The 11492-nt window shown below is 70.5% G+C and carries 12 protein-coding genes; 7 read left to right on the top strand and 5 right to left on the bottom strand.

All coding sequences use genetic code 11. The features are described from left to right. Positions 1-540 precede the first annotated feature (540 nt). Positions 541-795 carry a hypothetical protein gene (locus ACWDOP_RS09600; protein ID WP_456344716.1) on the top strand — a complete coding sequence of 85 codons (255 nt, stop codon included), beginning with the start codon at positions 541-543 and terminating at the stop codon, positions 793-795. Between the two features lie 38 nt (positions 796-833). Here the strand turns inward: ACWDOP_RS09600 and ACWDOP_RS09595 are convergent, their stop codons facing one another. Together ACWDOP_RS09595 and ACWDOP_RS09590 are read right to left on the bottom strand one after the other, a co-directional pair. After that, positions 834-1514 (bottom strand): hypothetical protein, encoded by a 681-nt coding sequence (locus ACWDOP_RS09595; RefSeq protein WP_456344715.1) that lies wholly within the window; start codon positions 1512-1514, stop codon positions 834-836. 110 nt (positions 1515-1624) lie between these two features. After that, a complete protein-coding gene (locus ACWDOP_RS09590; RefSeq protein WP_456344714.1) occupies positions 1625-2584 on the bottom strand; it encodes a helix-turn-helix transcriptional regulator in 960 nt (319 codons plus the stop codon). A 93-nt stretch (positions 2585-2677) separates the two neighbouring features. Between ACWDOP_RS09590 and ACWDOP_RS09585 the strand changes: the two genes are divergently transcribed. Beyond that, entirely contained in the window at positions 2678-3844 is a 1167-nt protein-coding gene (locus ACWDOP_RS09585; RefSeq protein ID WP_456344713.1) for an epoxide hydrolase family protein, read from the top strand. A 283-nt stretch (positions 3845-4127) separates the two neighbouring features. Here the strand turns inward: ACWDOP_RS09585 and ACWDOP_RS09580 are convergent, their stop codons facing one another. After that, complete coding sequence (locus ACWDOP_RS09580; protein WP_456344712.1) at positions 4128-5108, bottom strand: EamA family transporter; 981 nt, start codon at positions 5106-5108, stop codon at positions 4128-4130. Positions 5109-5146: 38 nt separating this feature from the next. On the opposite strand from ACWDOP_RS09580, the gene ACWDOP_RS09575 reads away from it, so the two are divergent. Continuing rightward, entirely contained in the window at positions 5147-5677 is a 531-nt protein-coding gene (locus ACWDOP_RS09575) for a CGNR zinc finger domain-containing protein (RefSeq protein WP_454201624.1), read from the top strand. Positions 5678-5714: 37 nt separating this feature from the next. On the opposite strand, the gene ACWDOP_RS09570 is transcribed toward ACWDOP_RS09575, so the two are convergent. Beyond that, entirely contained in the window at positions 5715-6401 is a 687-nt protein-coding gene (locus ACWDOP_RS09570) for a TetR/AcrR family transcriptional regulator (protein WP_456344711.1), read from the bottom strand. A gap of 146 nt (positions 6402-6547) precedes the next feature. Here ACWDOP_RS09570 and ACWDOP_RS09565 point away from each other — a divergent pair, with 146 nt between their 5' ends. The 3 genes from ACWDOP_RS09565 (at position 6548) to ACWDOP_RS09555 (ending at position 9300) form a co-directional block, all read left to right on the top strand. Beyond that, a complete protein-coding gene (locus ACWDOP_RS09565; protein ID WP_456344710.1) occupies positions 6548-7066 on the top strand; it encodes a hypothetical protein in 519 nt (172 codons plus the stop codon). Between the two features lie 135 nt (positions 7067-7201). Then, positions 7202-8710 carry a malate dehydrogenase (quinone) gene (gene mqo / locus ACWDOP_RS09560; protein WP_456344709.1) on the top strand — a complete coding sequence of 503 codons (1509 nt, stop codon included), beginning with the start codon at positions 7202-7204 and terminating at the stop codon, positions 8708-8710. 119 nt (positions 8711-8829) lie between these two features. Beyond that, the gene (locus ACWDOP_RS09555; RefSeq protein ID WP_456344708.1) at positions 8830-9300 is read left to right on the top strand and encodes a PaaI family thioesterase; all 471 of its coding nucleotides are present in this window, start codon (positions 8830-8832) and stop codon (positions 9298-9300) included. Positions 9301-9495: 195 nt separating this feature from the next. Here ACWDOP_RS09555 and ACWDOP_RS09550 read toward each other — a convergent pair whose 3' ends face one another. Further along, complete coding sequence (locus ACWDOP_RS09550; RefSeq protein ID WP_456344707.1) at positions 9496-10503, bottom strand: aldo/keto reductase; 1008 nt, start codon at positions 10501-10503, stop codon at positions 9496-9498. Between the two features lie 102 nt (positions 10504-10605). Here ACWDOP_RS09550 and ACWDOP_RS09545 point away from each other — a divergent pair, with 102 nt between their 5' ends. Beyond that, positions 10606-11448 (top strand): helix-turn-helix transcriptional regulator, encoded by an 843-nt coding sequence (locus ACWDOP_RS09545; RefSeq protein WP_454201630.1) that lies wholly within the window; start codon positions 10606-10608, stop codon positions 11446-11448. Positions 11449-11492 lie beyond the last annotated feature (44 nt).

Raw genomic sequence — 11492 nt, 5'->3', positions numbered from 1 at the left:
GGAACGACATTCGGCCCCCGCTCTTCGGAGCGGGGGCCGTTTGCTTTGGCTCACTCGCCGTTCGGGGCGGCGGCTGAGCTGTGCACGGTGGCGGTGCAACCCGGACGGGTTGCCGTCGGCCTCGAAGTGAGTTCCGGCTGCTGTCTCCGGCCTCAGGCCGATGTCGCTGTTCCCGATCCGTCGCGATGAGGCCGTGGTGCGGCCGGTTCTCGGATCCGGTTCGCCGCGTGCCGTGGTGGTCCGGGATCGGTTCGGCAACGGGGGACCGTACCTGATCTCGAGTGATAGCGTGAGGCTCTGGGTCGGTGCTGCGCGAAGGGGTTTCCGATGGTCCGTGGTCGTCGTGTATTTCCCGTAATGCTGTGTGCCGCCGGGCTGGTGGTGGGGGCGGCCGGGGCCGGGGGTGCGGCGCCGGTCGCGGAGGGGCTGGGCGGGTGCTACCGGGGGAGCATGCTGACGGGGCAGTTGGTGCCGGGGAGTGGGAGTTCAGGGCAGGGGGTTCGGCGGACGGCCGAGGTGTGGGACTGTGTCAGTCCGCTGTTGCCGGGGGTCGTGTCGGGGCGGTTCGACGCGGACCTGCCGTGGGTCGGGTTCGGGGCGCGGTCGCAGGCGCGGTTCACGTGGTCCGACGGGAGCGTCAGCACCGCGACCGGACTGCCCAACACCCTGTGGACGATTGTGGACGGTCGGGCCGCCGGTCATATTCTGCGATTTCAGTTGGCGGGCAACCAGAACGGCGACTGGTACTACCTGAGCGGGAGCGCGCCGGTCGAGTCGCTGACCTTCATGCGCTGAGCTGCCGCGCATGCCGGCGATCCGCGGTGCTGCCTGTGTCAGCGGGGCGGCGGCAGCGCGTCGAAGGCGGGGGCCAGGGCCTGCGAGGCGCCGGGGACCAGGGAGTTGGCGTAGGCCAGGGCCGCGTCGACGGCGGGCTGACCGCCGGCCTGCTGGAGGCCGATCGCGCCGCCGAGCAGGGCGCCGACCACCGTCAGGATCGGGACGGTGATGATGTCGAAGACGAAGAGGCCGGCGGGGAATCCGATCAGGAACCCGATCGCGCCGCCGATGGCCGCGCCGGTGGCGACGGCGGGCAGGTGGGCCTGCACGGTGTCGAAGAAGTGCTGCTGGGCGTTGATGTCGCGCAGCGCCACCGGGGAGGCGAGCTTGGGTGTCAGGGTGAGGCGGCGGCCGTCCTCGTCGATGACCGGCGCGAACTCCAGGCTCTTTCCGGAGATCTCGTATGTCAGTGGGACGGTGGCCAATTCGAGCCCGTCGGGGTCGGTGGCGACGATTGCCTGCCCGTCCCAGGTGGCCAGGAAGCGGCCGGCGGCAAGCGTGCTCACGGCGGCGCGCTTGTCCGGCGACAACTCCACGCGGTAGTCCACGCCGTGGTCGGTGCCGCTGACGCCGAGCCCCGCCGACTCCGGCGCCGGATCGGCCGTCGCGGGCGCGCTCGCGAGCACCGTCGCCGCGAGGCAGACCAATGTCGGCGCGATGAATCCGGTCTTGCCCATGGTGGTGCCCCTAGCGCTGCGAAACGGGTTGTGGCGATCTTGCGCAACGACCGTACCGGGCGGCGCGGGGGATAGGAACCCCGTCGTCGCATATGTGACGGGCTGGATCGTCAGCCCAGGGCCCGCGTGATCCGCCGCTTGGCGGCGTCCAAGTGCGCCGCCAGTTCCGGTGAGTCGCGCACCTCGAACTCGAAGCCCAGGGCGATGAGCCGGGAGGCCAGCCATTCGGGGTCGTCGTCGCGCTCACCGGTGAGCCGGCACGATTCGGCGTCGATCGCGATCACCTCGCCCGGATTGTCGCCGAGCCGTCCCGAAACCCGGTACGCCGGAGCGTGAACGGTGATGTCGATCCGGAACGGCGTTGTGCCCCAGTCGGTTCGCGCGCCGGCGACGTAGGCCGCCGCGTCCTCGGCGGGCAGCTCGCGCGGGGTGAAGCGGGCGGCGGTGGGTTGCGGCGCGGTGATGCGGTCGACGCGAAAACTGCGCCAGGCGTCGCGATCCAGGTCGTAGGCGACCAGGTACCAGCGGTGGTGCACGGTGGTCAGCCCGATGGGTTCGACGTTGCGACGGGATTCGGTTCCGGCGGCGTCGCGGTAGGCGAAGCGGACCCGTTCGCGATTGGTGATGGTGGCGGCCAGCGGGGTCAGCACCTCGGGATCGGCGGTGGGCCCGTTGCCGGTGAACACCGCGGTGGCCGTGCCGAGCACCTGGACGCGGCGGCGCAGTTTCGCGGGCAGCACCTGTTCGAGTTTGGCCAGCGCCCGGACCGAGGATTCCTCGATGCCCGTCACCGCCTGGCCCGCGGCCGCCCGCAGCCCGACGGCGATGGCCACGGCCTCGTCGTCCTCGAGCAGCAGCGGCGGCAGCGCGGCCCCGGCGGCCAGCCGGTAGCCGCCGGTGACCCCGAGCGTGGCCTCGACCGGGTATCCGAGGTCGCGCAGCCGATCGATATCGCGCCGCACGGTGCGGTCGCTGACGCCGAGCCGCTCGGCCAGTTCGCTGCCCGGCCATTCGCGCGGGGTCTGCAGCAGTGACAGCATGCGCAGCAGTCGTCCGGGTGTGTCGTTCATGGTTCCCATGGTCCCGCAGAACTAGGCCGCACCGTGACCTAGATGCTTCCTAACGTGGTTCTCGGCTCGAAAAGACGACACCGAGGAGTTCTCATGACCGCCATTCGCCCCTTCCGCATCGACATCGCGCAGGCCGATCTGGAGGATCTGCGCGACCGGCTCGCCCGCACCCGCTGGTCGCCGCAGGTGCCGGGCGCGGACTGGGAGCGCGGTGTGCCGGTCGCCTACCTGCGCGAGCTGGCCGAGTACTGGCGCACCGAATTCGATTGGCGGGCAATCGAAGCCGAGCTGAACGCCTTCCCCCAGTTCCTGACCGAGATCGACGGCCTGGACGTGCACTTCCTGCACGTGCGCTCGCCGGAGCCGCACGCGGTCCCGCTGCTGCTCACCCACGGCTGGCCGAATTCGTTCGTGGAGTTCACCGAGGTCATCGGCCCGCTGACCAATCCCCGCGCGCACGGCCTGGATCCGGCCCCGGCCTTCCACGTGGTGGTGCCCTCGGTGCCCGGGTTCGGGTTCTCGCAAGCGCCCACCGAGACCGGTATGACGGTGCGCCGGGTGGCGACGATGTTCGCGACCCTGATGGACCGGCTCGGTTACGACCGCTACGGCACCCAGGGCGGCGATCTGGGCGCGTACGTCGCCCCCGAAATCGCCCTCGTCGCACCGGATCATGTGATCGGCGTGCACGTCGACGGTGGCCTCGGGATGCCCACCGCGGCCGACGTGCCGGGCATGTCGCCGAGCGAGCTGGCCGAGTGGGACATGATGCAGGGCTGGATGACCGGCGGCACCGACCATCACTCCCTGCTGCGCGCCGCGCCCCAGTCCCTCGCGCACGCGTGGACCGACTCCCCGGCCGGCCTGCTCGGCTGGCTGATGCAGAAGTTCCACGAGTTCAGCCCGATGGCCGATCACCCCGAGGACGTCATGAAGCGCGACCACCTGCTGACCAACGCCGCCCTGTACTGGTTCACCAATACCGCGGCCACCTCGTCGTGGCCGATGTACGACGGCCTGGTCGACGGCGGTTTCGCGATGCCCAAGGGCCAGAACCTGGTCCCGACGGGTCAGTACGGCGGCGGCATGCCCCTGATGCGCCGCCTGGCCGACGAGCACAACGACATCGTTCACTGGCCCGAGGGCAACCCGGGCAACCACTTCGTGGCCATGGAGGTCCCGGCCGCCCACGTCGCCGATATCCGCGCCTTCTTCGCACTGGTCGCCGCCCGCCCGGTCACGGCCGGCCCCGCCGCCTGATCGCGGCGGGCAGCGGACCGCGAGTTCCCCTCGGGCCGAGGCGGTTACAGGTCCACCGGATCGAGCCGAGGCCGGTCCGGTGGACGCGGGTGTCTGGAGAGACCTGCCGGGCCGGCGGACCGCCGAGCTCCGCCGCCGGCCGGCATCGAGGTGGCCGGGCGCAGGCGGGCCGTAGCGGGCCACGGGATCCGGCCGGTGGGTGTGCTCGGTCCGGTCGATCGCGCTTCGCTGCACGGGCTGTCGCGCACTCCGCCCGAGTCGGCCCCGTCGGACCTCCGGCGGGTCAGGCCGTGGTCGCCGAGGCGGTGGCCGAGGTGGCGACCGTGGGCCGGGTGGCGGGCTCGCCGAGGCGAACCACCACCACGCCCGCGAGAATCAGTGCGCCGCCGAGCAACTGGATCGGGCCGGGGGTCTCGCCCAGCAGCAGCCAGGCGAAGCCGATGGCGGCCACGACCTCGGTGAGGGCGGCGAAGGAGGCCAGGCGGGAGCCGAGCAGGCGGGTGGCGGCGATCCCGGACAGGTAGGCCAGGGCGGCCGTGATCACGCCGAGGGCGAGCAGGGGCGTCCACCAGGGGGTGGTGAAGTCGTCGAAGGCCACGGGGTTGGTGGTGGTGCGCAGGGGGACGATGCCGAGCAGCCCGGCGGCGAGGATGCCGAGGCCGCCGATGAGCAGCCCGCCGGTGGCCAGCACCGCGCCGGGCAGCGCCTCGCCGCTCTGGCCCGAGAGCACGAAATACACTGCCGCGCCGGCCATCGCGCCCAGGGCCCAGAGGATTCCGATCCAGCTGGTGTCGGCCCCGGAGCGCAGATCCAGCACCAGCAGCAGTCCGGCGATGCCGATGCCCGCGCCGAGAACCGTTGCGCGCCCGGGCCGCTGGCGGTGCCGCAACCACAGCCACAGCACCACCGCGATGGGCGCGGTGTATTCGATGAGCAGGGCGACGCCGACCTCCATGTGCGCGACGGCGTTGAAGTACGCCAGCTGCGCACCGGCGACGGCGGCCAGCCCGTACATGAAAAGCAGCGGGGCGTTCTGCCGCAGCAGTTCCCAGCGCCCGCGCAACTGCACCAGCGCCACCGGCAGCAGCACCAGCGCGCCGAGCAGCACGCGCACGATCACCGTCGAGGCCGGGCTCCACCCCGCGTTCATCATGCCGCGGCCGAGGCTGCCCGAGAGTCCGAAGGAGGCGGCGGACAATGCCGCGAGCAGCAGGCCGTTCCGAAGTCGGCTCGGTACCGCGGTGTCATGAGTCAACGTCGCCATGACTAATGACGCTAAGCGGCGTGCGGTAATGTGTCAACATGTCTTTTGCTCATGACACAGTGGCGTCCATGGCCGCCGCGGTCGAGCTGGTGAATTCGGCCGAGGCGCCGGACACCATGACCGATACCGAGCAGCTCGCGGAGTTCTTCGACCGGCACGGCTACACCGGCGTGCGCACGGGCGACGAGCGCGAACTGGCCGCGGTCCGGGCCCAGCGCGCCCCGATGCGCGCCCTGCTGACCGCCGACCGCGACACCGCGGTGACCCTGGTGAACGAGATCCTGGCCCGCCATCGCGCGGTGCCGCGCCTGGTGCGCCACGATGCCCTGGATTACCACGTGCACGCGGTCCCGCCCGAGGCGCCGCTGGACGTGCGCATCGCCGTGGAGACCGCGATGGCGATGATCGACCTGATCCGCGCCGACGAGCTCAGCCGCCTGTCCCTGTGCGCCGACGACACCTGCGACGGCATCGTTCTCGACTTGTCCCGCAACAGATCCCGCCGCTACTGCAGCGTGGCCTGCGGCAACCGCAACGCCGTCGCGGCGTATCGCGCTCGAAAGAAGTGATCGCGCGGGCGAGCGATCGATATCGGATCGTGCAGCGCTACAGCGTCTCGCGCTCGCCCAGCTGATCCTGCAACCCCTGTAGCAGCGCGGCCAGCCCGAATTCGAAGCTGCTGTCCGGCGCGGCGTTGTAGTCGGTGGCGGCCTGCCGCTCGATGCGGGCGCGCAACCGCGGGAACTCCATCGCGACCGCAGTGGCCTCGGAAAGCGCTTCGCCCAGTTTGGCTTCCGGGTCGCCGCCGTTGCGCCCGAGCCGCCGTTCGATCGAGATGTTCGCCGCCGCGCCGACCGCGTTGCCGAGCACGAACATGAACACGGTCGCGGCGGCGCGGTCGGCCGCGTCGTCGTCGAAGCCGGCGCGTTCGTACACCGCGAGCACGTGTTCGTCGTGGCGAGATTTGGCGGGTCCGTAGAGCAGATATCCGGCCTGCGCCTGCACGATCCACGGGTGCCGGTTCAGCATCGTGTACATGCCGGTGGCCAGGGCCTCGGCGGCGGTGCGCCAGTCGAGGGCGTCGAGGTCGGGGAGGTCGATCTCGGCCCACACCTCGTCGGTGGCCAGGCGCACCAGGTTGTCCTTGTTCTTGACGTGCCAGTACATGGCGGTGGCGGCGGCGTCGAGCCGTTTGCCCAGTTCGCGCATGTTCAGTCCGTCCAGGCCCTGTTCGTCGAGCAGGTCGATGGCGGTCCCGATGATCTGTTCGCGGGTGAGCGTTTCGCGCGGCATGCCCTCGACTCTAGGCACTCACCAGGCACTTTCACAAAGTTCAAGAAATCTCTTGCACTTAGTTCAAGTGCCCGGCTATGGTTCTCCTGTACTTAGTTCAAGTCGGACCCGCCGAGACCGCGGGCCGCGAAGCAGGAGGCCGAAACATGAACGCCGTCATCGCCACCAGCGCCCTCGCCATCGCCGCCGCCTTCGTGAGCATGCCGATCGTGCGCAGTCGCTACGGCAAGCCCGCCATGGCCCGCGCCGAGGCCGAACTGGCCCGCCAGGGGGTGCGCACCAGCGTGCTGCGGGAGAACGGCATGCGCTTCGACGCCAGCGGCCACGAGAGCGCGGCGCCGATCAGCATCGCGGCGATCATGATCGGGCTGGCCGGGCTCAACGTCGCCGGCGCGGACCTGGCCCGCCCGCTCAACTGGATCCTGCTGACGCTGGTGCTGCTCGGCAACGGCGTGATCCTCTACAGCAACCTCACCGCCGTGCAGTCGGTGCGCGCGGCCTTCGCGAAGAAGGGCGATCCGATGCTGGCCCGGATCGACGTCCCCGCCCTGCTGAAGGAGGCCGAGGCCGGCTTCCCGGACTGGACCTGGACCCTGCAGAACGTGCGCCACGTGCTCGTCTTCGGCGGCGCCGCGCTCGGTCTGATCCTCACCGCCCTGATCTGAACGGCCACCGACGCTACCGAATTCGATGCGCGCCCCGGGGGATTGCGCGTCATCCGCCTCCCGCCCCTGCGCGGGAATGCGCATCCGGTGTTAGCGTGCCTACGTTCTTCGAGTCCTATGGGGGTCCAGCGGGTAATGACGACAACGCACGCGTCGCTACGGCCCTACGACGTGGTACTGGTCGGCGGCGGAATCATGAGCGCGACGCTCGGACTGCTGCTCAAGCATTTGGAACCGACCTGGACCATCGCGGTGTACGAGCGACTACCCGAATTGGCGGGCGAGGCCTCGGCCCCGTGGCACAACGCGGGAACCGGCCACTCCGGGCTGTGCGAGTCGAATTACACCGCCGAACGGCCGGACGGCTCCATCGATATCACCCCGGCGCTCACGGTCAACGAGCAGTTCCAGCAGAGCAGGCAGCTGTGGGCCGCGCTGGTGGAGGCCGGAATCCTGGGCAAGCCCGAGACTTTCATCAATCCGGTGCCGCACATGACCCTGGTGCACGGCAAACAGGATGTCGATTTCCTCCGGCGCAGATTCGAAACTCTCTCCGAGAACGCGCTTTTCGGCTCGATGAGATTCAGCGACGATCCCGCCGTGATCGGCGAGTGGGCCCCGCTGCTCGGGAGATCCCGGGACCCGGGCGAGCCGATCGCCGCCACCCGGGACGTGACCGGCAGCGACGTGAACTTCGGCGCCCTCGCCGGACAGCTCTTCACCTATCTGAAAAGTGTGGGCGTTTCCATCAATCCGCGATGCGAAGTGCGCGGCATGCGCCGGAACAACGACGGTTCCTGGCAGTTGCGGATTCATCAGCACACCGACAACGACCGCGTCACGCACAAGGTCGACGCGCGTTTCGTCTTCGCCGGTGGCGGCGGCTGGGCGCTGAAACTACTGCGCAAGGCCGGAATTCCCGAAGCGCGCGGTTACGGCGTGCTGCCGGTGAGCGGGCGTTTCCTGCGCTGCGACAATCCCGAGGTCATCGCCGCGCACGACGCCAAGGTTTACGGCAGGGCCCCGGCCGGCGCGCCGCCGATGGCCACCCCGCACTTGGACACCCGGATCATCGACGGTGAGCGCGCCCTGCTGTTCGGTCCCTACGCCGGGGCCAATCCCAGATTCCTGACGAACGGCTCGATCCTGGACGCGCCGGCCGCGCTGCGCCCGGACAACATCGGTCCGCTGGCCTCGACGGTCGCGGGCAATCTGCCGCTGCTGTGGCTGCTCACCAAACAGCTCGCCGGCACCCGGAAGAAGAAGCTGGCCGCGCTGCGCGAATTCGCGCCCGAGGCGGCTCCGGAGGACTGGACCATGATCACCGCCGGGCAGCGCGCGCAGCTCGTCAAGCAGGTTCCCGGTCGCGGCGGCGTGCTGGAGTTCGGGACCGAAGTCGTTGCTGCGCACGATGGTTCGATCGCCGCCGTGCTGGGCGCCGAGCCCGGCGCCGCGACCGCCCCGGCGATTCTGCTGGAGGTGCTGGCCCGGTGTTTCCCGTCGTACCAGCGGTATTGGGCGCCGGGGCTGCGCGAACTCATTCCCACGCTGGGCTCGAGTTTGGCCGGTGATCCGGGCCTGGCGCGGCACACGACGTCCCGCACCGCCGAGATCCTGGGCCTGACGGCCCCGCTGCGCGACTGACACCGCCGCCCGCGGGTCGGCAGCAACCTGCCACCGTACGCGCCGACCGTGGACAAGCTCCGCCGCGCGCGGTATGAAAATGGAACACGTTTCATTTTTCGCGGTCGACAGGAGATGCGATGGACAGCGCCACCATGGGTGATCTGGTGATGGCCGGCTTCAAGAAGCTGGGTTTCATCCAGTTCACCGGCATCGACGGGGTGGAGTTCGCCGCCGGCCGCAATGTGGTGAGCATGGCTCCCAAGCCCGAGCACCTCAATCACAACGGCGACATCCACGCGGCGCTGCTGTTCGGCATGGCCGAGACCGCCGCGATGGGCGCGTCCATCTCCGGGATCGTGGATCTGATGGGCGACACCTTCATCGTCGCCCGGGACGGGAAGATCGAGTACCTGGCCCGCGCCAAGGGCGAGGCCGGTCCGTTCCTGGCCACGTCGGAGCTGAGCGCGGAGTCGATCGCGCGGACCCGCGCCGACATCGCCGCGGGCGTGGAGATCGAACTCGTCGTCCCGGTGACCATCACCGACGCGACCGGAAAAGCGGTGGCTTCGGCGGCTTTCACCGCCGTGATCCGCCCGCGCCGCAAGTAGTTCGCACTCTGCTGTCTGGTGCGCCCGGCCCAGGCAGCGAACTGCGGCCGTGTTGATGGGTGCGCGGGCGCGGTCGTACCAGGCAGGTAGCCCCCTGGTCGCCAGCCCACCTTGTCGAGTCGGTCGCCGGGATTGCCGCCCTGCGCGCCGCCGGGTCCGCAGGGCGCAGGGTCCGCTCCGGGGGCGCGGACGACGTCAGCGCTCGCTGTCCAGCATGGCCAATTGCGCTGCGGCGTAACGGTCTCCGGCTACTCGATCGGCCGGCGCCGCGTCCTCGATGGCGGACAGCTCGGCGGCGGTGAGCCGAATGTCCAGTGCGCCCAGGGCTTCGGCCCAGCGCTCGGGCCGGCGCGCGCCGATCACCGGCACGATGTCGGAGCCCTGCGCGAGCACCCAGGCGATGGCCAACTGGGCGACGCTCACCCCGTGCCGTTCGGCGACGGCGGCGAGTTCGGCGACCAGGCGCAGGTTCGCGTCCAGGTTCTCGCCCTGGAAGCGCGGGCTGTGCGCCCGGAAGTCGTCGGCGGCCAGCGGGGCGCCGGTGCGCAGCGAATCGCTCAGCAGCCCGCGCGAGAGGACGCCGTAGGCGGTGATGCCCACGCCGAGTTCCCTTGCGGCGGGCAGGATCTCGGACTCGATCCCGCGCGAGATGAGCGAGTACTCGATCTGCAGGTCGGCGATGGGATGCACGGCGGCGGCCCGGCGCAGCGTCTGCGCGCCGACCTCGGACAGTCCGATGTGCCGCACGTACCCGGCCTCGATCAGCTCCGCGATGGCTCCGACGGTCTCCTCGATGGGCACGTTCGGGTCCAGCCGCGCGGGGCGGTAGATGTCGATGTACTCCACGCCGAGGCGCTGCAGCGAGTATGTGAGGAAGTTGCGGAGAGCCTCGGGCCGGGTGTCCACGCCGCCGAAGCCGCCGTCGGGTGCGCGCAGGGCGCCGAACTTCACGCTGAGCGCGTAGTCCTCGCGCTTGCGGTCCGCCAGCGCGGTGCGCAACAGCTGCTCGTTGTGGCCCGCGCCGTAGAAGTCGCCGGTGTCGATCAGATTCGCGCCCGAGTCCAGGGCGGCGTGCACGGTCGCGATGGAGATCGCGTCGTCGCTGGCCCCGTACATGCCGGACATGCCCATGGCGCCGAGGCCGAGGCGGGAGACGGTGGGCCCGGTGCTGCCGAGCCGGACGGTGTCGATGTGCTTGGTCATAGGACGAACTCTGCGCCGTCAGGCCGGGGACCGGCAGAGACGGCCTATCGGGGGATAGCCGGTCCCTGGCTGCGGGGGCGCGACGGGAGGACAGTGGTGAGGGTGAATCGCGAAGAGCTCGCCGACTTCCTGCGCCGCCGGCGCGAAGCCCTGCAACCGGCCGCCGTGGGCCTGCCGCCGGGGCTGCGCCGCCGCACCCCCGGACTGCGCCGCGACGAGGTGGCCCTGCTCGCGGGCATGTCGACCGACTACTACACGCGCCTGGAACAGGCTCGCGGCCCGCGGCCGTCCACCCAGGTGCTGTCCGCGCTGGCGCGCGCCCTGCGCCTGACCGATAGCGAGCGCGACCACCTCTATCACCTGGCCGGGCAGCAGCCGCCCGCGCGCGGCGGGGACACCCACGTCGGTCCCGGCATCCTGCACGTGCTGGCGAAACTCGACGACACCCCGGCCTGCGTCATCTCCGATCTCGGCGAGATCCTGGTGCAGAACCGGATGCACACCCTGCTCGCCGGGGATTTCTCGCACCGCCGGGGCCCGGATCGCTGCCTGCCGTGGCGCTGGTTCACCATGCTCGCCGAGCGCGACCGCTTCCCGGCGGAGGATCACGAAGCGATGGCCCGCCACCACGTGGCCGGACTCCGCGAGACCGCCGCCCGCCGCTCCGGCGACGCCGACATCACCGACCTGGTCGCCCGCCTGCGCGCCGCGAGCCCCGAGTTCGAGGCCCTGTGGCACGAACACGAGATCCGCGATCCGGGCGGCTACGTGAAACGCATGAGCCACCCCGAAGTCGGTGTCCTGGAACTGGTCTGCGAGCCCCTGCTCACCCCGAGCTCCACCCGCCAGCTCCTGGTCTACTACCCCAAGCCGGGCACCGACACCCAGCAGAAACTCGACCTGCTCCGCGTGATCGGCACCCAAACCCTCAGCGCCCGAACCTGATTCGTTCACCGGCCCGAACTCGGCCCCGGACCTGGGTCCGGGGC

The sequence above is a fragment of the Nocardia sp. NPDC003693 genome, assembly GCF_053981095.1.
The sequence above is the reverse complement of the archived record's forward strand: the minus strand, read 5'-3'. Positions and strand labels throughout refer to the sequence as shown.

Excerpts from the sequence above, each read along its gene's own strand:
- ACWDOP_RS09595 (WP_456344715.1), bottom strand. The coding sequence starts at position 1,514 with ATGGGCAAGACCGGATTCATCGCGCCGACATTGGTCTGCCTCGCGGCG.
- ACWDOP_RS09590 (WP_456344714.1), bottom strand. The coding sequence starts at position 2,584 with ATGAACGACACACCCGGACGACTGCTGCGCATGCTGTCACTGCTGCAG.
- ACWDOP_RS09585 (WP_456344713.1), top strand. The coding sequence starts at position 2,678 with ATGACCGCCATTCGCCCCTTCCGCATCGACATCGCGCAGGCCGATCTG.
- ACWDOP_RS09580 (WP_456344712.1), bottom strand. The coding sequence starts at position 5,108 with ATGGCGACGTTGACTCATGACACCGCGGTACCGAGCCGACTTCGGAAC.
- ACWDOP_RS09575 (WP_454201624.1), top strand. The coding sequence starts at position 5,147 with ATGTCTTTTGCTCATGACACAGTGGCGTCCATGGCCGCCGCGGTCGAG.
- ACWDOP_RS09570 (WP_456344711.1), bottom strand. The coding sequence starts at position 6,401 with ATGCCGCGCGAAACGCTCACCCGCGAACAGATCATCGGGACCGCCATC.
- ACWDOP_RS09565 (WP_456344710.1), top strand. The coding sequence starts at position 6,548 with ATGAACGCCGTCATCGCCACCAGCGCCCTCGCCATCGCCGCCGCCTTC.
- mqo (WP_456344709.1), top strand. The coding sequence starts at position 7,202 with ATGACGACAACGCACGCGTCGCTACGGCCCTACGACGTGGTACTGGTC.
- ACWDOP_RS09555 (WP_456344708.1), top strand. The coding sequence starts at position 8,830 with ATGGACAGCGCCACCATGGGTGATCTGGTGATGGCCGGCTTCAAGAAG.
- ACWDOP_RS09550 (WP_456344707.1), bottom strand. The coding sequence starts at position 10,503 with ATGACCAAGCACATCGACACCGTCCGGCTCGGCAGCACCGGGCCCACC.